Raw genomic sequence first — 25,651 nt, forward strand, 5'->3', positions numbered from 1 at the left:
AAGGGACGGGGGAAACGAGATGGCCACCATCGATGTCAAGGTGCCGGATATCGGCGATTTCAAGGACGTGCCCGTCGTCACCGTTCTGGTGAAGGCCGGCGACACGATCTCGAAGGAAGATCCGATCGTCGAGCTTGAGTCAGACAAGGCAACCATGGAGGTGCCCGCGCCCGAGGGCGGCACCGTCAAGGAAGTGAAGGTCAAGGAAGGCGACAAGGTCTCGGAAGGCTCCGTCGTGCTGGTGCTCGAGACCGCCGGCGGGGCAGGGGCGTCCGCCCCGGCCGCCGCGCCCGCGGCTGCACTGGCCGCGGCTCCGGCCGCATCGGGCGGCGGCACCGTCGACGTGAAGGTGCCCGACATCGGCGACTTCAAGGACGTGCCCGTCGTCTCGGTTCTGGTGAAGGCCGGCGACACCATCGCCAAGGACGACCCGCTCGTCGAGCTCGAGTCCGACAAGGCGACCATGGAAGTCCCGGCGCCGCAGGCCGGCAAGGTGAAGGAAGTCCGGATCAAGGAGGGCGACAAGGTCTCCGAGGGCTCCGTCATCCTCGTCCTCGAAGCCAGCGGCGGCGCACCCGCCGCGGCGGCGACCGCGCCGGAATCCGCAGCGCCGGTCAGCGCCGCGTCCGCCGGTGCCTCGTCCGACCGCAAGCCGACCGCCGACGACGCCGCCCGCGCCGCCGCCGGTGGCCAGCCGCACGCCTCGCCGTCTGTGCGCAAGTTCGCCCGCGAACTCGGCGTCGATCTCGCGACCGTCACCGGCTCCGGCCGCAAGGGCCGCATCCTGCGCGAGGACATCACCGGCTCCTTCAAGAAGACCGCTGCTCCGGCCGCCGCCGCGCCCGCGGCCGCTCAGGGTGGCATGGGTATCCCGCCGATCCCCGCCGTCGACTTCTCGAAGTTCGGCCCGGTGGAAGACGTGGAGATGCCGCGGATCAAGAAGCTCTCCGGCCCGGCCCTGCACCGGTCCTGGCTCAACATCCCGCACGTCACCAACAATGACGAGGCGGACATCACCGACCTCGACAAGTTCCGCAAGGAACTCGACACCAAGGCCAAGGACGAAGGCTACCGCGTCACGATGCTCACCTTCCTCATGAAGGCGTGCGTCTCGGCCCTGAAGGCTCATTGGGAAGTGAACTCGTCGATCCACCCGGACGGCGACAAGCTGATCAAGAAGAACTTCTACAACATCGGCTTCGCCGCCGACACGCCGAACGGTCTCGTGGTCCCGGTGGTGAAGGGCGTCGACTCCAAGGGCCTCGTCGAGCTCTCCAAGGAGATCGGCGCGCTCTCGGCGAAGGCCCGCAAGGGCGAGCTGAAGGGCCCGGACATGCAGGGCGCGACCTTCACCATCTCCTCGCTCGGCGGCATCGGCGGCACTTCGTTCACGCCGATCGTCAACGCGCCCGAGGTGGCGATCCTTGGCGTCAGCCGCTCGAAGATGGCCCCGGTCTGGAACGGGTCCGAGTTCGAGCCGCGCAACATGCTGCCGCTCTCGCTCTCCTACGACCACCGCGCCATCGACGGGGCTCTGGCCGCGCGCTTCCTGCAGAAGCTCGTGACGCTGCTCCGCGACCCGCGCAACCTGCTGCTCTGAGGGGGTTCGCATGGCTGACATCGAGATCAAGGTCCCCGATATCGGGGACTTCAAGGACGTGCCCGTCGTCTCCGTGCTGGTGAAGCCCGGCGACACCGTGGCCAAGGAAGACCCGCTGGTCGAGCTCGAGTCCGACAAGGCGACGATGGAAGTGCCCTCGCCGCACGCCGGTAAGGTCAAGGACGTGAAGATCAAGGAGGGCGACAAGGTCTCCGAGGGCTCCGTCATCCTGACCCTCGAAGCGGAGGGGGCGGCTGCCGCCCCCGCGGCGCCGAAGGCCGCTCCGGCCGCGGCCGCGGCTCCGGTGGCGGCTCCGGCTGCGGCGCCCAAGGCGACGGGAGGCGACCTCCACGCGGAGGTCGTCGTCCTCGGCTCCGGCCCGGGCGGCTACACTGCTGCCTTCCGCGCCGCCGACCTCGGCAAGAAGGTCATCCTGATCGAGCGCAACCCGAGCCTCGGCGGCGTCTGCCTCAACGTCGGGTGCATCCCGTCGAAGGCGCTGCTCCACGCGGCGAAGGTCATCACCGAGTCCGAGGAGATGGGCCACTTCGGCGTCTCCTTCCAGAAGCCCGACGTCGACATCGACAAGCTGCGCGGGTGGAAGGAAAGCATCATCAACAAGCTCACCGGCGGTCTCTCGGGTCTCGCCAAGGGCCGCAAGGTGACGGTGGTGAAGGGTGTCGGCACGTTCACCGCGCCGAACGCCATCGAGGTGAAGGGTGAGGACGGCACGAAGACCGTGACGTTCGACAACTGCATCATCGCCGCCGGCTCCGAGCCGGTGACGCTGCCCTTCATCCCGCACGACGATCCCCGCGTCATCGACTCGACCGGCGCGCTCGCGCTCGCCGACGTGCCGAAGCGGATGCTCGTCATCGGCGGCGGCATCATCGGCATGGAGATGGCGACGGTCTACGAGACGCTCGGCACGAAGATCACCGTCGTCGAGTTCATGGACCAGCTCATCCCCGGCGCCGACCCCGACGTGGTGAAGCCGCTGCAGAAGCGCATGGAAAAGCGTTTCGAGGCGATCCACCTCAAGACCAAGGTCGCGGCGGTGAAGGCACTCGACACCGGCCTCGAAGTGACGATGGAAGGCCCGAAGGGCACCTTCACCGACGTCTTCGACAAGGTGCTCGTGGCGGTCGGCCGCAAGCCGAACGGCAAGATGATCGCCGCCGACAAGGCCGGCGTCATCGTAGACGAGCGCGGGTTCATCCCGGTCGACAACCAGCAGAAGACCAACGTCCCCGGTATCTATGCCATCGGTGACGTGGTCGGCCAGCCGATGCTCGCCCACAAGGCGGTGCATGAGGGCAAGGTCGCGGCCGAGGTGATCTCGGGCATGAACCGGATCTTCGATGCCATGGTGATCCCCGGCGTCGCCTACACCGACCCGGAAGTCGCTTTCGTCGGCCTGACCGAGACCCAGGCCAAGGAAAAGGGCATCAAGATCGGCAAGGGTGTCTTCCCGTGGGCCGCCTCGGGCCGCTCGCTCAGCCTCGGCCGTGACGAGGGCCTGACCAAGGTCATCTTCGACCCGGAGACCGACCGCGTCCTCGGCGCCGGCATCGTCGGCCCGAACGCTGGCGACCTGATCGCCGAGGTTGCACTCGCCATCGAGATGGGCGCCGACGCCACCGACATCGGGCTGACGATCCACCCGCACCCGACACTCTCGGAGACAATCAATTTTGCCGCCGAGATGTTCGAGGGCACGATCACCGACCTGATCCCGCCCAAGAAAAAGCATTAATCCAATCAACGCGCCGCGACCTTCCGCGGCGCGTTTCATGACTCCCCAGGGGAAACGCCATGTCGGAAGAACTGAAGCGCGAAGCGCTCGCCTACCACTCTGTTGAACCCGCCGGAAAACTCCAGATCCTTCCGACGAAGCCTATGGCCACTCAGCGCGATCTCTCGCTCGCCTATAGCCCCGGCGTCGCCTACGCCTGCGAGGCCATCGCCGAGGATCCGGCCACCGCGGCGCTCTACACCGGCCGCGCCAATCTCGTCGCGGTCATCTCGAACGGCACCGCCGTTCTCGGCCTTGGCAACATCGGCGCGCTCGCCTCGAAGCCGGTGATGGAGGGCAAGGCCGCGCTCTTCAAGAAATTCTCGGGCATCGACGTGATGGACCTCGAGGTCGACGAGACCAAGGTCGAGGAATTCGTCGAAGCGATCGCCCGCCTCGAGCCGACGTTCGGCGGCATCAACCTCGAGGACATCTCCGCGCCCGCCTGCTTCGAGATCGAGAAGAAGCTCAAGGCGCGCATGAAGATCCCGGTGTTCCACGACGACCAGCACGGGACGGCAATCGTCACCGCCGCCGGCATCCTGAACGCCCTGGAAGTGACGAACCGCGACATCAAGACCGTCCGGATCGCCTGCAACGGGGCAGGGGCCGCGGCCCTCGCCTGCCTCGACCTGCTGGTGTCGTTCGGCGCGTCGAAGGACAACATCCTCGTCTGCGACCGCAAGGGCGTGATCCACGCCGACCGCACCGATCTCGACCAGTACAAGGGCGCTTACGCCGCGAAGACCGAGGCGCGCACCCTTGCCGACGCGATCAACGGCGCGGACATCTTCCTCGGCCTCTCCGCCAAGGACTCGGTGACCCAGGACATGGTCAGGACGATGGCCGCCCGGCCGATCATCTTCGCCATGGCGAACCCGGACCCGGAAATCCGGCCAGAGCTGGTGCACGAGGTGCGCTCCGACGCCATCGTCGCCACCGGCCGCTCGGACTACCCGAACCAGGTCAACAACGTCCTCTGCTTCCCGTTCATCTTCCGCGGCGCCCTCGACTGCGGCGCCACCGAGATCAACGAGGCGATGAAGCGCGCCTGCGCCGAGGCAATCGCCCGTCTCGCACGGATCGAAGCCTCCGACGTGGTGCTCGCCGCCTACGGCGCGGACTCGCTGCACTTCGGCCCGGAATACATCATCCCGAAGCCGTTCGACCCGCGCCTCATCGTCGAGGTGGCCCCCATCGTCGCCCAGGCCGCGATGGACTCCGGCGTCGCCACCCGGCCGATCGAGGACATGGACGCCTATCGCGAGCGGCTCCAGGGCTTCGTCTTCCGCTCGGGCCTGCTGATGAAGCCGGTCTTCGACCAGGCCGCCCGCGGCCCGAAGCGCGTGGTCTTCGCCGAGGGCGAGACCGAGCGGGTGCTTCACGCCGCGTCGCAGGCGGTCGGCCTCAAGATCGCCCGCCCGATCCTGATCGGCAACGCCGAGACGATCGCCGAGCGCGCGAAGGAACTGCGCCTCAACATCGGGCCGGACGGTGACGTGGACGTGGTCGATCCGGCGACGATCGACGTGGACGCCTATGCCGAGATCCTGCACCGCCGCTCCGGCCGCTCGGGCATCAATCCGCGCGAAGCCCTGCGCGGCGTGCGCAACGACCCGACCGTGCTCGCCTGCCTGATGGTGGAATCCGGCGAGGCCGACGCTGCGATCTGCGGCGTCAACGGCCGCTTCGGCCACCATCTCGGTCTCGTGGAGGGTATCATCGGGCTCCGCCCCGGTGCGCGCTCGCTCGCGACGATCTCCGGCCTCGTCATGCCGAAGGGCACGTTCTTCATCGCCGACGCCTACGTGAACCTTGAGCCGTCGGCCGACGAGATTGCGGACGTCACCGAGCTCGCCGCGGCCGCCATGCTCCGCATGGGCGTGCAGCCGCGCGCGGCCCTCGTCAGCCACGCAAACTTCGGCGACCGCCCGAGCGCAAGCTCGCGCAAGATGCGCGAAGCGATGGAGATCCTCCGCATGCGCTCGCCGGACTTCGAGGTCGACGGCGAGATGCACGCTGACGCCGCCCTCGACGTGACCCTGCGGTCGCGCGCCTACAAGCATTCGACGCTGACCGGTGCCGCGAACCTCTTCGTCATGCCGAACGCCGACGCCGCGCACATCTCGCTGAACCTGCTGAAGGTCCTCGGCGGTGCGGTGCCGGTTGGCCCGATCCTGCTCGGCGCGGCAAAGCCCGTCCACATCGCCTCGCAGTCCGTGACGGTTCGCGGCCTTCTCAACCTCACCGCAATCGCGGTGGTCGAGGCCCAGACCGAGACCGCGGAACTGCGCGCCGCCGCGGAGTAACTCCCGCCGCCACCACACTCGCCCCGGGCCCGCCTGAATGATGGCGGGGCCGGGGCAGCCACAAATTCCAAAGAGAATCCGATTTATTCTCAATACCTTGTAAGCGATCGTATCACGCGTGGGCGCCAGACTGTGACCCCTCGGGGTCGCGGGACTTCGCCGACGGAGCCTCCGACGGATTGCGTCCCCGGCCCATCCGGTATCTGATCATGGCCGCAATTCATTGGAGAGGCTCATGATTGATCGGACATCCAGCAGGATTCTTCTCGCACTCCCGCTCGCATTGACGATCGGCACCACCGCTGGACTGGCTCAGGATCCAGCCCCCAGTGCCTCGGCCCCCGCAGCGCCTCCGGCAGTGGCCATGCTCAACGACGGCTGGGCCGAAGCGCGGCTGGCCGGTGCCCAGCGCGAGGGCGACACCATGACGGTTCGCGTTCGCTTTTACAGGGCGGAGGGCGTCGAGGGCAGCAGGGTACTCTATGGGACCCTGTCGAAGTCCGTCTGGGAGACCGATATCTACATTGTCGCCGGCGACAAGAAGTATCTCCTGTTGAAGGACAGCGAGGGAAACGCGATCGCACCGGCGAACCTCATGCTGGATGACGACGGACCGCAGGCAGGCGCCTGGTACGGAACCTTCCCCGCACCGCCCGCGGGCGAGGCAGCGGTGCTGCACCTGCCGGCAATGGAGCCGCTTGGCCCGTTCCCCGCACCGTGACGCGGCGAGGTTCAAAGATGTCCCGATCCCGGTTCGGCCGTGCGGCGATCCTGGTCGCGGCTGTTTCCGCCACGCCGGCCACGTCAGCCGGCGCGCAAGGCACGACCGCAGTCATCCTGCCACTTGAGGCGACGGTTCTCGATCTCACGGCGACCGTCCGCGACATGTCGGGCGGCGTGTCGGCCATCTCGGCGGAGGCACAGGCGACACTCGGACGGAGCAACGACATTGCCGTCCGCACAGTCGGAGACGACGTCATCCTCTCGGTCACCAGCGACGTCCTCTTCGGCTTCGACAGTGCCGAGCTCTCGTCCGAGGCGAGGGCGAGCCTGAGCGACATCGCCAGCGTGATCCTGCGCGCGCCCGAAGGGAAGGTCATGGTCGTCGGGCATACGGACTCGAAAGGCTCCGACGCGTACAACCTCGAACTCTCACAGCGCCGCGCCGACACGGTCGCAGGCTTTCTGGAGGAAGCCGACGTTCCCGCCGACCGCCTGACAACGGAAGGACGCGGCGAAGCCGAACCACTTGCGGCAAACGAGGTATCCGGTCAGGACAACCCGGAAGGCCGGGCACAGAACCGGCGCGTCGAGTTCGTCATGCCAAAGACGATGCTGCAGAACTGATCCTGCTCGGGACACGAAGGGGAAGCGGATCGGCAGGGCCGGCCATGCCGCCGCTTCATCCCGGCTGCCGGGTGATCTCCCGACACGGCACGGCACGGCAGACGCCGCCGTCAGATCGCACCTGACCACCCGACCCACAATGTCGTTAGATATCAGTCGCTTAAGAAAAATGCGCGACATGCGCATGTCCTGTCACCCCTCCACCCAGACCCGTTCCAGTTGCATCTCGAAGGCCGGGTGCATCACCAGGCCGTGCACCCGGTGCGTCATGTGGCGGAAGGTCTTGCGCCAGTAGGGCTGGATGATGATCCCCGACGACTGGACGATGCTCTGAAGCGTGCGCATCGTCTCCCGCCGCACGTCCGGGTCATAGATCGCAAGGGCCTTGTCGAGCAGCCGGTCGAACTCCGGGTTGGAGAATCCGGTCTCGTTCCATGGCACGCCGGTGCGGTAGGCAAGGGCATAGACCTGCACCCCGAGCGGCCGCATGTTCCACTCCGTTGCCGAAAACGGATACTCCCGCCAGTTCGCCCAGTAGGTGTTGCCGGGCAGTACGGTCCGCTTCACCCTGAAGCCCGCATCCCGCATCTGCGCCGCCATCACGTCGCAGGTTTCGCGCACCAGATCGTCGTCGAGCGAGATGATCTCGAACTCGAAACCAGCATGGCCCGACGCTTCCAGCAGGGTTCGCGCGGCGTCCGGATCCCGGGTCAGCGGGGGCAGGGCGGCATACTCCGGATGCATCGGCCCCACGTGATGGTTCTCCGCCACCGTTCCGAGCCCCTGATAGCCAAGGTCGAGCACCACCGCATTGTCGATCGCAAGCTGCACCGCCCGCCGCACCTCAAGCACGTCGTAGGGCGGCTTCGTCACGTTCATCCGCACGGTGACGGTGTTCGCGGTCAGCGCCTCGGACTTCTTCAGTCCGAGCCCGTCGAGGATGTCGATGAACCCCGGTGGCGTCTCATAGCTCGTGTCGATCTCGTCGTCCTCGAATGCCGCCGCAGCCGCTTCCGGGTCAGTGCCGAGGTCGAGATACTCGATCCGGTCGAGCCGCACCGGCCCGACGCCCGGGATGCTGTCTCCCCACCAGCCGCCCGGCCGCCGGACGAGGGACGCCCTGACACCCGGCTCGACACCCTCGAGCGTCCACGGCCCGGTCCCGACCGGCGCCTTGGTGACGTCGGCACCCGCGGCATCAAAGCCCCGATGCACGATGAGCGCGGGATAGTCGCAGAGGTTCGGGATGAAGCTGATATCCGACGCCGGCAGGACCACCTTGACCGTGTGGTCGTCGAGCGCCTCGACCGTGCCCGGCCGAAGGCCGAAGGTCTCGCGGCTGCGCTCCTCCTGCACGACGCTGCCGTCGCGACGCCGCACCTCGGCGACATAGGTCTCCGTACCGGTCGCCTCGGTCAGCGCCGCAATCCGCGTCGCCATGGAGTTTCCCGGCACATGCGCCTCGGCCCACCTGGTGAAGTTGTGGACCACATCCTCCGCCGTGAAGGGTTCACCGTTCGACCAGACGGCACCCCGGCGCAGGCGCAGCACATACTCGGTCGCGGCGTCGTTCACCTCCCAGCTCTCCGCCAGCCACGGGATGAAGGTGAAATCCGCCGTGAACCGCACCAGCGGCTCCAGGGTGCCGCGAACCACGTTCGCCATCTGCGACCAGTCGAAGAGGCGGGGGTCGGTGATCGGCATGACCGCCATGGCGATCCGGAGCGTACCACCCGTCGCTTCGGCCGGCTCCGCATGCGCCGCACCGGGCCGCGCCAGCCCGAGCAACCCGAGCGCGGCGGATGCCTTCAGCCCGAGCGCCGTCGCCATGGCCAGGAACTCGCGCCGATCGATCCGCCCGGCGCGATGCGCAGCGAGCAGTTGCGGCACCGTGCCATGCACGGGCTTGCCGTTGATCGTGTCGTGAACCATGCACCAATTCCCGCAGGGGACGCGCCCGGACCCCGCGAGACCATAGCAGGGCGTTCCGCCAGTGCGTCAACTGAAGTTGCCGTGGCTGCACTTTGCGCGGTACGAGGCGGGATCATCGGCTGCGCGTATTGTTCGGATAATGGAGATTATGATGAATATGGATTCTCTGGATCCCGTGCTGATCGCCGGGCCTACGGCCAGCGGCAAATCCGAGCTCGCCATTCGCCTCGCCGAGCGCGACGGCGGTTGCGTCATCAACGCCGACGCGAGCCAGGTCTACGCCTGCTGGCGGGTGCTGAGCGCCCGCCCCGATGAGGAGGATCTGAAGCGCGCGCCGCACCGGTTGTTCGGTCACGTCGCCGCCACGCGTCGCTATTCCACCGGCGACTGGCGGCGTGCCGCGCTGGACGCGATTGCCGTTGCTCAACGCGACGGCCTGCGGCCGATCGTCGTCGGCGGCACCGGGCTCTACTTCAGCGCGTTGACCGACGGGCTCGCGGACATACCGTCAATCCCGCCCGAGGTCCGCGCACGCTCGGACGCCATGCTGTCGGACGGCACCGCCATGATGCTCGCCGAAATCGACCCGGAGACGCGCTCGCGGATCGACACGGCGAACCCGATGCGCGTGCAGCGCGCGTGGGACGTGTTCACCGCCACCGGCCGCGGTCTCGCATGGTGGCACGCTCACGCGCCCGCATCCGGAATTGCCACTTCCGCCCGCATCGTGGTGATGCCGGCGTCCCCGGCGCTTGAACGCAACATTGCCAGACGGATCGACGTCATGCTGGCGCACGGTGTCCTCGACGAGGTCCGCGCATTCGGCGAACTCGACGCATCGGCCGATCTGCCAGCGGCGCGCGCCATTGGCGCAGCCGAGTTCGGACGGCATCTGCGCGGCGACGCCTCACTTGACGAGGCGCGCGCCGCGACAGCGATCGCGACGCGCCGTTTCGCCAAGCGTCAGCGCACCTGGCTCCGGGGCCGGATGGCCGACTGGGCCTGGGCGGATCCGAGCGAACGCGATCTGCTCGCGCTCGTGCCGGCTCGCTGACCGAGAAGTCACATGGCCTTTGCCATCGCCTGGTCGAGATCGTTGATCAGGTCCGCCGGGTCCTCGATGCCGATCGAGAGGCGCAGCATGCTCGGGTCGGCTCCGGCCGCCTTCTGCTGTTCCGGCGTCAGCTGCCGGTGCGTCGTCGAGGCCGAGTGGATGATGAGCGAGCGCGCGTCGCCGAGGTTCGCCACGTGGCTGAAGAGCTCGACCGAGTTCACCACCTTCACGCAGGCGTCGTACCCGCCCTTGAGCGCAAAGGTGAAGAGCGAGCCGGCGCCACGCGGATAGAGCCGCTTTGCCCGGTCGTACCACGGCGACGATGCGAGGCCCGCATAGGTCACCGACTCGACGCGATCGTCCTTCTCGAGCCATGCCGCCACGGCTTCGGCGTTCGCCACATGCTTCTGCATCCGAAGGCTCAGGGTCTCGGTGCCGAGCAGCGTCAGGAATGCGTTCTGCGGCGCCATCGTCATTCCGAGATCCCGGAGCCCGATCGCGATGCCGTGGAAGGTGTAGGCCATCGGCCCGAAGGTCTCGGCGAACTTCAACCCGTGATAGGCAGGTTCCGGCTCGGTCATCGACGGGAAGCGGTCCGAGGCCAGCCAGTCGAACTTCCCCGAGTCGACGATGCAGCCGCCGATCACCGTGCCGTTGCCGGTCAGGAACTTCGTGGTGGAGTGCACCACGATCGTCGCACCCATCTCGATCGGCCGGCAGAGGTATGGGCTCGCGGACGTGTTGTCGATGATCAAGGGCACGCCGATGCGACCGGCGATCTCGGCCAGTGCCGGGATGTCGGTGACGTAGCCGCCCGGATTGGCGATCGACTCCGCGAAGATCGCCCGCGTCCGGCCATCCGCCAGCGCCTCGACTGCCGCGAGGTCATCGGTATCGACGAAACGCGCCTCCCAGCCGAACCGCCGGATGGTGTGCGTGAACTGCGTCACCGTGCCGCCGTAGAGCCGCGTCGAGGCGATGATGTTGTCGCCCGGCTGCATCAGCGGGAAGAGCGCCATGATCTGCGCCGCATGCCCGGAAGAGGTGCAGACCGCCCCTACTCCGCCTTCCAGCGACGCGATCCGCTCCGCGAGCGTCATCACCGTCGGATTGGTGAGGCGCGAATAGATGTAGCCGACTTCCTGAAGGTTGAAGAGCGCCGCCGCGTGATCCGCGTCCCGGAAGACGTAGCCGGAGTTCTGATAGATCGGTGTCTGCCGCGCCCCGGTCGCCGGGTCGGGCCGTGCACCCGCGTGGATCTGCAGCGTGTCGAATCCGTAAGGCGTCTCCGCCATGGTTGCCTCCATTGACCAGTCGAGCGGACGCTAGTTGAGCCTCTCGTGGGTGGCAACGTTGCCGCTGCGCTGGAAGCGGCCTAGTCTCGCCGCCAGACCAGGAGACCACAGCTTGCCCCACCGCATCGGCCGCGGCCTGCGCCGCGCCCTCAAGGTCATTGCCCGACCCGTCCGGCGCAGCCGTGGGCGGCGTGGCGCCGTTCTTCAACCATATCGTGGCTACGGCTCGGACGAGCGGATCTTCGTGATCGGCCGGGCCTTCTGGCAGCACACCGACCACGACGAGGCGTCCGAGCTGCGCGACGTGCTCCGCCGGATCCGCAGGCGTCCGGTTCGGGGCGCCCGCATCCGCGCGCGCTTCTACGGTGCCGTCATCGAGGTCGAGACCGATCAGGACGGATACTTCCGCATCGAGATGGCGCCGGGTATGCCGCCGCCGCCCGAACTGCGCTGGCACACCCTCGAGATCGCCATGATCGCACCGGCGATGGTCGCCGCGACCGCCGAGGTCTACATCCCCCCACCGCAGTCGAAGATGGTGGTGATCTCGGACATCGACGACACGGTCATGCACACCGGGGTTGCCAACAAGGCGATGATGCTCTGGCGGCTGTTCGTGCAGGATGCGGAGAGCCGCACGGTCTTCCCCGGCGTCTCGCATCTCTACCGGGCTCTCCATGCCGGCGCCTCCGGGGACGAGCAGAACGCCATGCTCTATGTCTCGCGCGCGCCGTGGGGGATCTACGAGATCCTCGAGGAGTTCTTCCAGGCGCACGAGATCCCCATCGGGCCGATCCTCTTCCTGCGGGAGTGGGGCATCAGCTGGCGCACCCCGCTGCCGCGCCGGGCCGAAGACCACAAGGCGGTGCTGATCGAGGCGATCATGGGGCTTTATCCCCACATGCCGGTGGTGCTGATCGGGGACAGTGGCCAGCATGACCCCGAACTCTACCGTGCCGTCGCGGAACGTCATGGCGACCGGGTTCGGGCGGTGTACATCCGGGACGTGACCGCGAAGGATGCCGGGCGCTCGGCCGAGCTGTCGGAGATCGGACGCGCGCTCGCCTCGAAAGGCATCCACCTCGTTCTTGCCGCTGACAGCGTGGCGTTCGCCGAGCACGCGGTCAGCCTCGGGCTCATCGCGCCGGACGCGCTCGAGACCGTCGCCGCCCGGGTCGCCGAACGCGAGGCCACCCCGGACAACCCGGACGTTCAGCCGCAGGACGCCGCGGACGCGGACTGAAGGCAATCGTTGGCTGTCGCCAGACCGAAAGACGCCACGCAAGTCGCGCCTATCGGCTAGTCGTTTGATGGATATCAGAAATTATGTCGGCGCTGACCCTAGGGAAAGCTCTGTTCGCGGCCTTCCGAGAGACGGGGGACCGAAGATGTCGGCGCGGGAGCTCCCGGGCCCACATCTTCCTCGCACCCGCCCGGGCCGCACGGACGCCCGTGGAGGCCGTCCGCCCTTTGCAACCCGGACCCGCGTCCGGTCTCGCCGGATGATCACTCCAGCTCGAACACCACCGTCACATCCGCGCCGAGCGAGACCGTGCCCGCGGCGATCGGAGCCGCGGCCATGTCCATCTTGCTTCGGAACGGCATCGGCCCGCCACCGCCGCCCTCGGAGATCGCGCGGACCTGACCAAGCTTGACCCCGGCGGCCGTCGCGAAGAGTTCTGCCTTGTGTCGGGCGTCCGCGACGGCCTTCTGCCGCGCGGTGTCAAGCACGGCACCGGGCTCGTCCACGTCGAAGCTCACGCCGTAAAGCCGGTTCGCTCCCGCCTGCGTCAGAGCGTCGATCATTTTCCCGAGGTTGGCCACATCGCGGACCTGCACCGTCACCATGTTCGACGCCTGATAGGCAACGACCTTCGGCGCCACCTGCGAGTCGCCGGCTTCCGGCGCGAACACCGGGTTGAGGGTGAGCTGGCTCGTCTGCATGTCCGCATCCGCCACCCCGGCGGCCTTGAGCGCGGCGAAAACCGCCGTCATCGCCTCATTGCTGGCCTTGAGCGCGTCGGCCGCGGATGGCGCCTGGGTCTCGACGCCGGCCGAGACCGAAGCGACATCCGGCACCGCATCGACCGTCGCCGATCCGGTGACGGTGATTTCGCGCGGCGTCGAGTCCGCATGGGCACGATCGGGCGTGCCGGCAGCGAGGCCGAGGGCGAGACCGAGGGCGGTGGCGGGCAGCAACATGGAACGCATCTGGGGACACTCCGGACGATTGAAAAATCGGGCTGCGTCAGATCTGCTCTGCAAGCTCCGTCACGGCAACCAAAAATTGCTAAAAAGCCTTGCGTTTTACTGGATCGTTGAAGCGAAGTCCGCTACGCTCCGATCACAAACACTCGACAGAGATCGGGGCAGGCATGAGCAGGTATCAACGCAGGCCGGATTTCCGGCTCCACTTGGGATATCCGGAGGTCACACTCCTCCGGAGCGATATTCCCGGAATGACGCGGCTGGCATCGCCGGATCATCCGGCGTTCGTAGACGACCTCAGGCGACTCGCCGCTGCGGTCGATACGGTGCGCGGCCGGTTGACGGTCGTTCTGCCGGACCGCGAGGTCTGGCGCGACCGTCTGCGCCTCGGGGCGCGAACGCCCTGGATGCGCCGCCGCAAGGCCCGCATTCTCGCGGCCCGCGCCCTTGCGGTTGCGCCGGGCGAGGTCGCGCTTTCCGTGGGGCGACAGGGAGACGACGGCGCAACGGCGCTCGCCGCGACCCGGCGGCAGACACTTCTCGAGGTCCGCCGGATGCTTGCGGCGGTCGGCCTTCGTGCCGAGGTGATTCGTGGTGCCGGTCGCTTCGACGGCTTCGCGATTCCACCGGCGCTTGGCAGCCTGAACTGGACACCGCCGGGACGGGCACTACCGGTTGGCGTGCCACGCATCATCATGGCGATCGGCGGTCTTGCCGCCTCGATCGCGGCGATCGTCGCTGTCCTCGGGTCTCCGCCTCCGGAGCCCGTGATGTCGCAGGGGCCGGTGGTGCATCGCTCGGTGGCACGCGCCTCCGTCGCGCTCGCTGTCGAGATGCCGCCGCCGCCCGCGCCAATCCCCGCGGCCGTGACGACCGAGCCCGCCGTCACCGACGTCGCGAAGGCCGCACCACCCCCGCTCCGCCCGCACGCGGCAGTGCTGGAGGCGCCGGCCTTCACCATGAATACCCGCAACCTCGAAGTGACCTCTGGTCCGCAGGGCCAACCGGTCCTGAACCTTCGCGAACTGCCCGGATCGCGCGCCATCGACACGCGATCCGGCCCCGCGCCCCTGCACAGGCCCGCAGCCGTGCGGCAGGCGGAAGCCGCCTCGGCGATGCCAACGGGCGAGCCGGCCGATACCATTCGGCCCCGCGCCCGGCAGTATGCCGAGGCGAGGCCCGAGCCCGTCGCGGCACCTCAGTCCGTGGCAGGGCCGGTCGCCGACATCGTCAAGCGTGTCGCCGCCGCCGATACCGAAGACTTCGCCCGGCCCGAGCATCGTCCGAACGCCGCCCCGAGCGTCCGGGTGGCGTCGCTCACGCCGTCCGACGCGATGACGGTGGCCGCCCTCGCCGCGACCGTTTTCGCGCCGCGCGCCCGTCCCGATGGCTTCGGTGACACCGCGCCGGCCGGCCCGAGCCCGAAGCCGTCGGTAACCCCTGCGGCGGACATGGCGCCTCCCGCGCGGAGGGTCGCCTCGATACCGGCGCCGAAGCTGCAGCGCGCCGTCGCCGCGACTCGTCCGGTCGCGGCGCTGGCCGCGACGCCGGTACGGGCGCCGATCGTCGCCGCGCCAGCGCGGACGCCGATCGTCACCGCCGCGCTGACGCCGCAGCCGAAGATCGTGCCGATCCCGCCGCAACCGAAGGCCGTCCGGCCCGCCGCCCCGGTCAAGGTCGTCCCCGTCGCAGCCGTCCCCGCCAGTGCGGCACCAAAGGCGACGACCGCCCGCACCGCGGCCCGCGCCGGACTGCTCCGGACGCAGCTCTCGCTCATCGGCGTCTTCGGCGACACCGACAAGCCGCACGCACTGGTGCGCCTGCCGAGTGGTGACATCCAGCGCGTGCGCTCGGGCGACAGCGTCGCCGGAGTTCAGGTCGCCTCCGTGTCCTCCGATGGCGTTCGGGTGCGGAGCGGCGGTTCGGAGACCATGCTGCGACTGCCTGACTGAAGTCTGCCCACCGGGCGAGGGGCATCTCCCTCGCCCGAAAGGGGGTGGCCCCCCTACCCTTTGCTCCACCGGATTGTGAAGTTTACCGAAAGCCGCCGCCTGTGTTCCAATGAGCACAACGGAACATGCGCCGGTCACCTCTCGTTAAGGGAAATCAGGCTCCTCTCTCTCATCCCCTCGGGGACGCAGGCAGGAGCCGGGCCGACCGGCGTTGGCATGAGGTGGTGGCGGCTATGACTTCTCTTCAACCGATCCGGTCGATCGAGCGCGCAGGGTCGGTGCGGACGATCGTTCCGGTCATCCTTTGTGGCGGTTCGGGCTCGCGCCTCTGGCCGATCTCGCGCAAGGATTTCGCCAAGCAGCACGTGCCGATGCTGGGCGGCGCCTCGCCCTTCCAGCGCACGCTCTCCCGCCTCGACCGCCAGGTCTTCGCCCGGCCGATCGTGATCAGCGCCGCGCCGGCGCGCTTTCTCGTCGCCGATCAGGCGAAGGAGGCCGGTGTCGAGATCGACATCGCGCTCGAGCCGCAGGGTCGCGACACGCTGGCCGCCGTGACGCTGGCTGCGTGCCTCGCCGCCCGGCGCGACCCTGATGCGATCGTCATGGTGATGCCATCCGATCACCTGATCCCCGACGCTGCGGCATTTGGCCGCTCCGCCTCGGCTGCGGCCCGGCTGGCCGAGGACGGGTACATCGTCGTGCTCGGCATCCCGCCGACCAGCCCGTCGACCGCCTACGGCTACATCTCTCCCGGGGCGCCGATCGGCAGCGGCTTTGCCGTCGACCGCTTCGTCGAGAAGCCCGATGCCGAGCGGGCCGCGTCGCTCATCGACAACGGCTGTCTCTGGAATGCCGGCATGTTCTGCTTCCGCGCGAGCGCTGGCCTTGCCGAGATCGAGGATCACGCATCGCGCACGCTCACCGCTGTCCAGCGGGCGATCGACGAGGCGACGGACGACCTCGGCGCCATGCGGCTCGGCAAGAGCTTCGAGACGGTGACGAAGATCAGCTTCGACCACGCCATCATGGAGCGCACCCAGCGCGCCGCGGTCGTTGCCGCCGAATTCGCCTGGTCCGACATCGGCGACTGGAAGGCCGTCTGGCAGGAGAGCCCCCGGGACGCAAACGGTGTCGCCACTGAGGGCCGCGTCCACATGAAGGACGTGACGAACAGCTATCTCCGCTCCGACGGCCGGCTGCTCTGCGTGCTCGGGGTCGAGGGACTCGCGGTTGTCGATACCGCCGACGCGATCCTCGTGGCGCCGATCGAGCGGGCGCAGGAGGTAAAGGGGCTGGTTTCCGAACTCGAGGCGATGAAGCTGCCCGAGGCGACGACGCCCGCCCGCGTGCATCGGCCGTGGGGCTGGTACCAGACCATGGACCTCGGCGAGCGGTTCCGGGTGAAGCGCATCGTCGTGCTGCCGGGCAAGAAGCTCTCGCTCCAGCGGCACCACCACCGCGCCGAGCACTGGGTCTGCGTGCGAGGCACGGCGGAAGTGGTGCGCGACAACGAGACCATCATCCTGCGCGAGAACGAGTCGGTCTACCTGCCGCTCGGCTGCATGCACCGCCTGCAGAACCCCGGCCGCATCCCCGTCGAGATCGTCGAGGTGCAGACCGGCGCCTATCTCGAGGAAGACGACATCGTGCGCGTCGAGGACGACTTCGGCCGTCTCTGAGAGGATCCGCCCCGTGTTGAAGTTCGGAACCAGCGGCCTGCGCGGCCTCGTCAGCGAATTGAGCGATCCGGTCTCGGCCGCGTGGACGGCGGCGTTCCTCGCGCACCTCGCGCGGGGCACCCCCCCTGCGGCGGTGCTTGTGGGGCGCGACCTCCGGCCGAGTTCGCCCCGGATCGCCGCCGCCTGCCGCGCGGCGATCCGGGGCGCGGGCCTTGCGGCGATCGACTGCGGTGTGGTGCCAACGCCGGCGCTGGCGCTCGAGGCAGCCCGACGGGGCGTCCCGGCGATCATGGTGACCGGGAGCCACATCCCCTTCGACCGCAACGGCCTGAAGTTCTATCGCGCCGGCGACGAGATCACCAAGGACGACGAGGACGGCATCCGTGCCGCCTTCGCCGGGCCTCACGCCACGCCCGGGGCCGGGTCCGGGCGCGAGGAAATCGCGGAGATCGGCTCCGCCTACATCGCCAGAAACACTGCGTTCTTTGGCGCCGGTGTCCTCGCGGGCAAGCGCATCGGGCTCTGGCAGCACAGCGCCGCGGGCCGTGACCTGACGCGAACGGCGCTGGAGGATCTCGGCGCCCAGGTGATCGCCCTTGGCCGCACCGACGAATTCGTGCCCATCGACACGGAGGCGCTGGCGCCGTCGGACGCCCTGCGCATTGCCGCCTGGGTTCGCGAGCACAGGCTTGACGCCCTTGTCTCCACCGATGGCGACGGCGACCGGCCGCTCGTCGCCGACGAGACCGGCGCGGTCTTGCGCGGCGACGCACTCGGCAGCCTCGCGGGCCGCGCGCTCGGGGCGGATGCCGTCGCCTGCCCGATCAATGCCTCGACCGCGCTCGAGCGCAGCGGCTGGTTCGCACGCAGCGTGCGCACCCGCATCGGCTCGCCCTATGTGGTCGAAGCTATCGCCGGTCTCGCCTCGGGTGGCGCGCGCCTGCCGGTGGGATACGAGGCTAACGGCGGCTTCCTCCTCGGCGGCACGGCCACGAGCGCGGACGGCCGCACGCTCGCGCCGCTCCCGACCCGCGACGCGCTCGCGCCGATGCTCGCGGTCCTTGCGGCCGCGGCCGGGGCTCGCGTGCCCCTCTCCACGCTCGCCGCCGGCCTGCCGCAGCGCATGACCGCGAGCGACAGGTTGCCTGACTTCCCCGACACCGCCTCCGCACCGCTTCTCGCCGCGCTTGTGACCGACGCCGGCGCGCGGAGCCGCCTGCTCGAAGGTCTCGGTCCAGTCGGTGCGATCGACACGCTCGACGGTGTCCGAATGACGCTTGCCTCGGGCGATGTCGTGCATCTGCGCGCCTCGGGCAATGCGCCGGAACTGCGCTGCTACGCGGAAGCCGCGACGGCGGAGGCGGCGGGAGAGCTCATCACACGGGTGCTCGGCCGCATCGCCGCCGACAACTCGCGCGCCGCCTGAAGCGGTCAGCCACGGGAGCGGGCCATTGAACCGGTCCGACCTGGATCACGAGGCCGAGCCTACAGCGCCGCACTGGCCCTGCCGCACTGGTCCTGCCACATTGGCCCCGCCGGGACGGGCGCCGACCGGCAGACCTCCGCCCGTGGCGCTTCAGCCCGCGCCGGACCACCACGGCGCTCCTTTGCTTTCCCCGGCGCGCCCGCTAAGGTTCTGCCTTGTCGCGTTCCCGGCCAAGGAGTACCAGAGCCATGTCGCAGCTGCTCCATCTCGTGTTCGGAGGAGAGCTCACCGATCCGCAAGGCACCGAATTCCGCGACGTCGACGCGATCGATGTCGTGGGCGTGTTTCCGGACTACGCCAGTGCCTATACCGCCTGGAAGGCCAAGGCGCAGGCTACGGTCGACAATGCCCACGTCCGCTACTTCATCGCCCATCTGCACCGCATGCACGACGAGTCAAATCCGCGCAGCGGCACCGAGAAGCTCGCCTGAGAGGCAAGCCTGACCGATCCCTGCACCGCTGTCACCCGTCCCGCATTTCGGATCCCCCGAGCCATGCCGTCCGCCTTGCCGCGCTCCATCCTGCTTCGGCTCTATCTCGCCGCGTCCGGCCGCGCCGGAAAAGTTGCTCACTACTGGCTTGAACGCCGCCGCGCCGAGGGCAAGGAGGACGCGCAGCGCCTGCCCGAGCGAATGGGCGAGGCGTCCCGGCCCCGGCCCGAGGGCGCGCTGATCTGGTTTCACGCCGCAAGCGTCGGCGAGGCCGCGTCGCTTCTCGAAATGCTCCGCCGCCTCATGCAGGCGCGACCAGAGGTGACCTGCCTCGTCACCACCGGGACCGTGACCTCGGCGCAGTTCCTCGCTGACCGGCTGCCGGAAAACTGCATCCACCAGTTCTCGACCCTCGACGTGCTGCCGTGGGTCCGCCGGTTTCTCGATCACTGGCGACCCGACGCCGCGGTCTTCACCGAAAGCGAGATGTGGCCCGCGACGCTCCATGAGGCGCACGCGCGGGGCATTCCGCTTCTGCTCATCAACGCGCGGATCTCCAACCGGAGCTTCCGGCGCTGGCGGATGATGGGTAACATGGCCCGAGCGCTTCTCGCCTGTTACGAGCGCATCCTCGCGCAGGACAAGCTCGCGGGCGAGCAACTCTCCGCCCTTGGTGCGGATCCGAAGAAGCTTTCCGTCGAAGGTTCGCTCAAGGAGGGGTCCGCCCCCCTGCCCTACGACGAGGCCGAGCGGGCGAAGATGTCGCGCGCCTTTGCCGGCCGCCACCTCTGGCTTGCTGCCTCGACTCATCCGGGTGAGGAAGAGATCGTCATCGGCGCGCACCTGCGCGCCCGTCCGGCGCTGCCGCTGCTCTCGCTGCTGCTGGTGCCGCGCCATCCGAACCGGGGCGACGAGGTGGCCGCGCTGGTCCGCGCGCGCGGACTTTCCGTGGCGCAGCGCTCGAAGGGCGAGCCGATCACCGCGGACACGGACGTCTATCTCGCGGACACCCTCGGTGAGATGGGCCTCTGGTATCGCATCGCTCCGGTGAGCTTCGTCGGCGGCTCGCTGGTCGATGTGGGCGGCCACAATCCCTTCGAGCCGGCGCTTCTCGGCAGCGCGATCCTGTTCGGGCCGAACGTGCGCAATTTCGTCGACGGCTATCGTCGGCTGCAGCGGGCCGGCGCGGCGGTGCTCGTCCGCAATGAGGCTGACCTCGCCGACGCGGTGGTCGCGACCCTGCCGCCCGATCGCGCCGCCGAGATGGCCGCCGCAGCCTGGGCCGCCTGCAGCGAGGGGGCTGAAGTGACCGACGCGGTGCTCGACGCCGTGGGTGTGCTTCTTGACCGCTCGCGTCCCGCCGCCTGATGCTGGCGCCACGCTTCTGGTCAAATCCACCGGGCCGGCCGGGACTGCTCGCCCACCTCCTCAGCCCGCTCGCATGGCTCTGGGCCGCGGTGACCCGACGTCGCCTCGCCCGCCCGCCGGCGGCGCGTCTCGGCGTGCCGGTGATCTGCATCGGCAACGTCACGGCAGGCGGCGCCGGCAAGACCCCGGTCACGATTGCTCTCGCGCAACGGCTGACGGCGCGCGGCATCGCAGTCCACGTGGTCTCGCGTGGCCATGGCGGCAGCCTCGAAGGCCCGGTCCGCGTCGATCCGACCCGCCACACCGCGGCGGAGGTCGGGGACGAGCCACTGCTTCTCGCCGCCTTCGTCCCCGTCTGGATCGCGCGCGACCGCGCCGCAGCTGGCCGTGCGGCGGAAGCCGCGGGCGCGCGCGTCGTGCTGATGGACGACGGCCTGCAGAACCCCGACCTCGCCAAGGATCTGTCGATCGTGGTGGTCGATGGTGGTTTCGGCTTCGGCAACGGGCGGGTGATCCCCGCCGGCCCCTTGCGTGAACCGGTGGCCGCCGGTCTCGCCCGGGCGCACCTTCTGCTTGTGATCGGCGAGCCGGCCGAGCGCGCGAGCTTCCGCACCGCCTGGCCCGATATCCCCCTGCCGGTGGCCGAGGGGCGGCTGGCGCCGCTCGAGACCGGCATGGACTGGACCGGCCTCAAGAGCCTCGCCTTCGCCGGGATCGGCCGGCCGGAGAAATTCTTCGCGACGCTCGCGGGTCTCGGCGCGGACATCGTCGCCACCCGCAGCTTCGCCGACCACGAACCCTTCGAGCCGCGGCTTCTCGCACGCCTCGAGGCTGAGGCCACCGCCCGCGGCGCCCAGCTCGTCACCACGGAAAAGGACGCCGTCCGCCTGCCGGCGAGCTTCCGCCCCAAGACGCTCGTGCTGCCCGTCCGCCTCGACCTCGCGGACTGGACCCCGGTCGACGCGGCGATCAGCCGTCTCGGCATCGGCGCCTAGGGCAGGGACAATCCGGGACGGGCACGGTGCTTGTCCCGGACGGCATCGCGCCCGCCGGTCAGCGGGCCTTCAACGGTGACGGATCGCCGCCCGATCTTCATGGAATCCTTATACCGGCCGGCGCCGCACTCACTCGTTCCCTTATGCCTTCGGTGCAATTCCTCCCGCTGATCCGCTTCGGAACAGCAGGAGTTACCTATGTCCGATCTTATCATGACTGCCGTCACTGTCGGCGGCTTCGCGCTTTTTGCCGGCTATGCCGCGCTCTGCGCCCGACTCTGAGGAGCGCTCCATGACATTCGACTACGCCCTTGCGGCAGCGGTCCTCGCGGGCCTGCTCGTATACCTCGGCTGGGCGCTCGTGCGCCCCGAGCGGTTCTGAGGCTTGAGGCACATGACATTCGCCGGCTGGCTTCAGATCGCCATCTTCATCGGGCTCGTCGTCGCGCTGGCACGACCGCTCGGTTTCTACCTCACCCGGACCCTCGACGGCAGCCTGCCCGGCACCGCCGCCATCGAGCGTCCGCTCTTCCGGCTTGCCGGGGTCGATCCGCGCGAGGAACAGGGCTGGCTCGGCTATGCCCTCGCGCTTCTCGCGTTCAACCTCGCGGGCATGCTGGTGCTCTTCTTCCTCCAGCGCCTGCAGTGGTATCTGCCGTTCAACCCGGCCGGCATGACCGGCGTGCCGGCTGATCTCGCGTTCAACACTGCCGCCTCGTTCGTCACCAACACGAACTGGCAGAACTACGGTGGCGAGACGACGCTCAGCCACCTGTCGCAGATGGCGGGCCTCACGGTGCAGAACTTCGTCTCGGCCGCCACCGGCATCGGTGTGGCTGCGGCGCTGATCCGCGGCTTCTCGCGCACCTCGGCGAAGAAGGTCGGCAACTTCTGGGCCGATCTCACCCGGGTCACCCTCTTCATCCTGATGCCGATCTCGGTCGTGATCGCGCTCGCGTTCGTCGCCCTCGGCATGCCGCAGACCCTCGCGGGCTCGATTGATGCCACCACGCTCGAAGGTGCGCGCCAGACGATCGCCCTCGGCCCGGTCGCGTCGCAGGAGGCCATCAAGCTGCTCGGCACCAACGGTGGCGGCTTCTTCAACGTGAACTCGTCGCACCCCTTCGAGAACCCGACAGCAATGGCGAACCTGATCCAGGTTCTGGCGATCTTCGCCCTCGGCGCAGCGCTTACCAACGTCTTCGGCCGCGCGGTCGGCGACGAGCGTCAGGGCTGGGCGCTGCTCGCGGCAATGGGCATCCTGTTCGTGGCCGGTGTGACCATCACCTACTGGGCCGAGGCCTCGGGCAACCCGCTCGTCCACGCGCTCGGCGTCGACGGCGCCAACATGGAAGGCAAGGAGCTCCGCTTCGGCCCTGCCCTCACGGCGCTCTTTGCTGTCGTCACCACGGCCGCGTCCTGTGGTGCGGTCAACGCCATGCATGACAGCTTCATCCCGCTCGGCGGCCTCATTCCCATGCTGAACATGCAGCTCGGCGAGATCATCGTCGGCGGCGTCGGCGCCGGGATCTACGGCATGCTGATCTTCGTGCTGGTCGCGATCTTCATCGCCGGGCTGATGGTCGGGCGCACGCCCGAATACGTCGGCAAGAAGATCGAGGCCCGCGAGGTCAAGCTCGCCATGCTCGCAATCCTCGCGCTGCCGCTCGCCATGCTCGGCTTCACCGCCATTGCCGTCGTCCTGCCGAATGCGGTCGCCTCGATCGCCAACCCGGGACCGCACGGCTTCTCGGAAATCCTCTACGCCTACACCTCGGGCGCGGCCAACAACGGCTCGGCCTTCGCCGGCCTCTCCGGCAACACCCCCTGGTTCAACATGACGATCGGCTTCGCGATGCTGATGGGGCGCTTCCTCATCATCATTCCCGCGCTGGCCATCGCGGGCTCGCTCGCGGCGAAGAAGACCATCCCGGCTTCGGCTGGCTCCTTCCCCACGCACAGCGGCCTCTTCGTCGGACTTCTCGTCGGCGTCATCCTGATCGTCGGCGGCCTCACCTTCTTTCCGGCGCTCGCCCTCGGCCCCGTGGTCGAACACCTGGCGATGCTTGCCGGCCAGACCTTCTGACGGATATTTCTCATGTCCAAACCTCAGACATCTCTATTCGCTCCGTCGATCGTCGGCCCGGCAATCGGCATGGCGTTTGCCAAGCTCGATCCCCGGGCGATGATGAAGAACCCGGTGATGTTCGTGGTGGAGGTCATCGCGATCCTCACCACCGTCCTCTTCCTCAGGGATTTCGTCGGCGGCGGCGGGGCAAAGCTCGGCTTCAGCTTCCAGATCGTGCTCTGGCTCTGGTTCACGCTGCTCTTCGCCAACTTCGCTGAAGCCGTGGCCGAGGGCCGCGGCAAGGCGCAGGCCGAGACGCTGCGCGCCACGCGCAGCACCACCACGGCGAAGCGGCTGATCGAGGCTGAAAACCATGACCTCTATGAGGGCATCGCCGCCGAAGACCTCGAGGTCGGTGACCTCGTGGTCGCGGACGCCGGTGACGTCATTCCCGGCGACGGTGAAGTCGTCTGGGGCGTTGCCTCGGTGAACGAAGCCGCCATCACCGGCGAGAGCGCCCCCGTCATCCGCGAGTCGGGCGGCGACCGCTCCGCTGTCACCGGCGGCACGACGGTCATCTCGGACCGCCTCATCATCCGCATCACCTCGGCGCGGGGCAACTCGTTCCTTGACCGGATGATCGGGCTCATCGAAGGCGCCGAGCGCCAGAAGACGCCGAACGAGATCGCCCTCAACATCCTTCTCGTCGGCCTGACGCTGATCTTCGTGCTGGCTGTCGCCACCATCCCGTCATTCGCCGCCTACGCCGGCGGGACGATCGGAGTGATCGCGCTGGCCGCGCTCTTCGTGACGCTGATCCCGACCACGATCGGCGCGCTCCTCTCCGCGATCGGCATCGCCGGCATGGACCGCCTGGTGCGCTTCAACGTCCTCGCGATGTCGGGCCGCGCCGTCGAGGCGGCGGGCGACGTGGACACGCTGCTCCTCGACAAGACCGGCACCATCACCCTCGGCAACCGCCAGGCGACCGAGTTCCGGCCGGTGAGCGGCGTCACCGAGCACGAGCTCGCGGACGCGGCACAGCTCGCCTCGCTCGCGGACGAGACGCCCGAGGGTCGCTCGATCGTCGTGCTCGCCAAGGAGAAGCACGGCCTGCGCGAGCGCGACATGGTGTCGCTCGGCGCGACCTTCGTACCCTTCACCGCCCAGACCCGGATGAGCGGCGTCGACATGGGCGACAGCGCCATCCGCAAGGGCGCGGTCGATGCGGTGCTCAGCCACGTCGGCGCCCCGGCGCCGCGCAAGCTCACCGTCGGTGCGCCCGCTCCGGTCGTCGAGGTCCCCGAGACCGTGCGCGAAGTGCGCGCCATGGCCGAGGAAGTCGGCAAGGCCGGCGGCACGCCGCTCGCCGTGGCGAAGGATGGCCGCCTGCTCGGCGTCATCACGCTCAAGGACATCGTCAAGGGCGGCATCCGCGAGCGCTTCGCCGAGCTGCGCCGCATGGGCATCCGCACGGTGATGATCACCGGCGACAACCCGATGACCGCCGCTGCGATCGCCGCGGAGGCCGGTGTCGACGACTTCCTCGCGGAGGCGACGCCAGAGGCGAAGCTCGCGCTCATCCGCGAGGAGCAGGCCAAGGGCAAGCTCGTCGCCATGTGCGGCGACGGCACCAACGACGCGCCCGCCCTCGCCCAGGCCGACGTGGGCGTCGCGATGAACACCGGCACGGTGGCCGCCCGCGAAGCGGGCAACATGGTCGACCTCGACAGCGACCCGACCAAGCTCATCGAGGTCGTCGAGATCGGCAAGCAGCTCCTGATGACCCGGGGCTCGCTCACCACGTTCTCGATCGCCAACGACGTGGCGAAGTACTTCGCCATCATCCCGGCGATGTTCGCGGTGATCTACCCGCAGCTCGGGACGCTCAACGTCATGGGCCTCGCGACGCCCGAGAGCGCCATCCTGTCGGCGATCATCTTCAACGCGCTCATCATCGTCGCGCTGATCCCGCTGGCGCTGCGCGGCGTGAAGTACAAGGCGATCGGCGCGGGCGCGCTGCTGCGCCGCAACCTTGCCGTCTACGGTCTCGGTGGCCTCGTGGTGCCCTTCATCGGCATCAAGCTCATCGACATCGCCATCACCGCAATCGGCCTCGCCTGAGGAGACGA

At 68.7% G+C, this 25,651-nt stretch carries 19 protein-coding genes; 16 read left to right on the forward strand and 3 right to left on the reverse strand.

The genetic code is table 11. The features are described from left to right. The first annotated feature begins 19 nt into the window (after nucleotides 1-19). The 5 genes from aceF (at nucleotide 20) to HNP73_RS11500 (ending at nucleotide 7,051) form a co-directional block, all read left to right on the forward strand. Nucleotides 20-1,600 carry a dihydrolipoyllysine-residue acetyltransferase gene (aceF, locus tag HNP73_RS11480; RefSeq protein ID WP_184149138.1) on the forward strand — a complete coding sequence of 527 codons (1,581 nt, stop codon included), beginning with the start codon at nucleotides 20-22 and terminating at the stop codon, nucleotides 1,598-1,600. 10 nt (nucleotides 1,601-1,610) lie between these two features. Continuing rightward, nucleotides 1,611-3,356 carry a dihydrolipoyl dehydrogenase gene (gene lpdA, locus HNP73_RS11485; protein ID WP_184149141.1) on the forward strand — a complete coding sequence of 582 codons (1,746 nt, stop codon included), beginning with the start codon at nucleotides 1,611-1,613 and terminating at the stop codon, nucleotides 3,354-3,356. A 59-nt stretch (nucleotides 3,357-3,415) separates the two neighbouring features. Further along, entirely contained in the window at nucleotides 3,416-5,704 is a 2,289-nt protein-coding gene (locus HNP73_RS11490; protein ID WP_184149144.1) for an NADP-dependent malic enzyme, read from the forward strand. Nucleotides 5,705-6,062: 358 nt separating this feature from the next. Beyond that, on the forward strand, nucleotides 6,063-6,425 hold the full coding sequence (locus HNP73_RS11495) for a hypothetical protein (RefSeq protein ID WP_184149147.1): 363 nt from the start codon (nucleotides 6,063-6,065) through the stop codon (nucleotides 6,423-6,425). 17 nt (nucleotides 6,426-6,442) lie between these two features. Then, nucleotides 6,443-7,051, forward strand: coding sequence for an OmpA family protein (locus HNP73_RS11500; RefSeq protein ID WP_184149150.1), 609 nt, complete (start codon nucleotides 6,443-6,445; stop codon nucleotides 7,049-7,051). Nucleotides 7,052-7,243: 192 nt separating this feature from the next. Here HNP73_RS11500 and HNP73_RS11505 read toward each other — a convergent pair whose 3' ends face one another. Beyond that, complete coding sequence (locus tag HNP73_RS11505) at nucleotides 7,244-8,983, reverse strand: ABC transporter substrate-binding protein (RefSeq protein WP_184149153.1); 1,740 nt, start codon at nucleotides 8,981-8,983, stop codon at nucleotides 7,244-7,246. Between the two features lie 139 nt (nucleotides 8,984-9,122). Here HNP73_RS11505 and miaA point away from each other — a divergent pair, with 139 nt between their 5' ends. Continuing rightward, nucleotides 9,123-10,037: a tRNA (adenosine(37)-N6)-dimethylallyltransferase MiaA gene (miaA, locus tag HNP73_RS11510; RefSeq protein ID WP_184150643.1), complete on the forward strand. Its 915-nt coding sequence runs from the start codon at nucleotides 9,123-9,125 to the stop codon at nucleotides 10,035-10,037. A gap of 8 nt (nucleotides 10,038-10,045) precedes the next feature. Here the strand turns inward: miaA and HNP73_RS11515 are convergent, their stop codons facing one another. Then, the gene (locus tag HNP73_RS11515; protein ID WP_184149156.1) at nucleotides 10,046-11,332 is read right to left on the reverse strand and encodes an O-acetylhomoserine aminocarboxypropyltransferase/cysteine synthase family protein; all 1,287 of its coding nucleotides are present in this window, start codon (nucleotides 11,330-11,332) and stop codon (nucleotides 10,046-10,048) included. Nucleotides 11,333-11,444: 112 nt separating this feature from the next. Between HNP73_RS11515 and HNP73_RS11520 the strand changes: the two genes are divergently transcribed. Continuing rightward, entirely contained in the window at nucleotides 11,445-12,575 is a 1,131-nt protein-coding gene (locus tag HNP73_RS11520; RefSeq protein ID WP_184149158.1) for an App1 family protein phosphatidate phosphatase, read from the forward strand. Nucleotides 12,576-12,838: 263 nt separating this feature from the next. On the opposite strand, the gene HNP73_RS11525 is transcribed toward HNP73_RS11520, so the two are convergent. Beyond that, a complete protein-coding gene (locus HNP73_RS11525; protein ID WP_184149161.1) occupies nucleotides 12,839-13,543 on the reverse strand; it encodes an SIMPL domain-containing protein in 705 nt (234 codons plus the stop codon). A gap of 248 nt (nucleotides 13,544-13,791) precedes the next feature. Between HNP73_RS11525 and HNP73_RS11530 the strand changes: the two genes are divergently transcribed. The 9 genes from HNP73_RS11530 (at nucleotide 13,792) to kdpB (ending at nucleotide 25,643) form a co-directional block, all read left to right on the forward strand. Continuing rightward, complete coding sequence (locus HNP73_RS11530) at nucleotides 13,792-15,492, forward strand: hypothetical protein (RefSeq protein ID WP_184149165.1); 1,701 nt, start codon at nucleotides 13,792-13,794, stop codon at nucleotides 15,490-15,492. A 233-nt stretch (nucleotides 15,493-15,725) separates the two neighbouring features. After that, nucleotides 15,726-17,171: a mannose-1-phosphate guanylyltransferase/mannose-6-phosphate isomerase gene (locus HNP73_RS11535; protein WP_184149168.1), complete on the forward strand. Its 1,446-nt coding sequence runs from the start codon at nucleotides 15,726-15,728 to the stop codon at nucleotides 17,169-17,171. A gap of 13 nt (nucleotides 17,172-17,184) precedes the next feature. After that, a complete protein-coding gene (locus HNP73_RS11540; protein ID WP_343063270.1) occupies nucleotides 17,185-18,597 on the forward strand; it encodes a phosphohexomutase domain-containing protein in 1,413 nt (470 codons plus the stop codon). Between the two features lie 248 nt (nucleotides 18,598-18,845). Beyond that, on the forward strand, nucleotides 18,846-19,088 hold the full coding sequence (locus HNP73_RS11545) for a DUF4170 domain-containing protein (RefSeq protein WP_184149171.1): 243 nt from the start codon (nucleotides 18,846-18,848) through the stop codon (nucleotides 19,086-19,088). A 63-nt stretch (nucleotides 19,089-19,151) separates the two neighbouring features. Further along, nucleotides 19,152-20,456 carry a 3-deoxy-D-manno-octulosonic acid transferase gene (locus tag HNP73_RS11550; protein WP_246399728.1) on the forward strand — a complete coding sequence of 435 codons (1,305 nt, stop codon included), beginning with the start codon at nucleotides 19,152-19,154 and terminating at the stop codon, nucleotides 20,454-20,456. Continuing rightward, nucleotides 20,456-21,451: a tetraacyldisaccharide 4'-kinase gene (gene lpxK, locus HNP73_RS11555; protein WP_184149174.1), complete on the forward strand. Its 996-nt coding sequence runs from the start codon at nucleotides 20,456-20,458 to the stop codon at nucleotides 21,449-21,451. The genes HNP73_RS11550 and lpxK overlap by 1 nt, the downstream gene beginning before the upstream one ends. Nucleotides 21,452-21,743: 292 nt before the next feature. After that, nucleotides 21,744-21,833 carry a K(+)-transporting ATPase subunit F gene (locus tag HNP73_RS11560; protein ID WP_184149178.1) on the forward strand — a complete coding sequence of 30 codons (90 nt, stop codon included), beginning with the start codon at nucleotides 21,744-21,746 and terminating at the stop codon, nucleotides 21,831-21,833. Nucleotides 21,834-21,845: 12 nt separating this feature from the next. Beyond that, on the forward strand, nucleotides 21,846-23,537 hold the full coding sequence (gene kdpA / locus HNP73_RS11565) for a potassium-transporting ATPase subunit KdpA (RefSeq protein ID WP_184149183.1): 1,692 nt from the start codon (nucleotides 21,846-21,848) through the stop codon (nucleotides 23,535-23,537). A 12-nt stretch (nucleotides 23,538-23,549) separates the two neighbouring features. Beyond that, on the forward strand, nucleotides 23,550-25,643 hold the full coding sequence (gene kdpB, locus HNP73_RS11570; RefSeq protein WP_184149186.1) for a potassium-transporting ATPase subunit KdpB: 2,094 nt from the start codon (nucleotides 23,550-23,552) through the stop codon (nucleotides 25,641-25,643). Nucleotides 25,644-25,651 lie beyond the last annotated feature (8 nt).

The organism is Amaricoccus macauensis (assembly GCF_014201905.1).
In the GTDB taxonomy this organism is placed as follows: Bacteria; Pseudomonadota; Alphaproteobacteria; order Rhodobacterales; family Rhodobacteraceae; genus Amaricoccus; species Amaricoccus macauensis.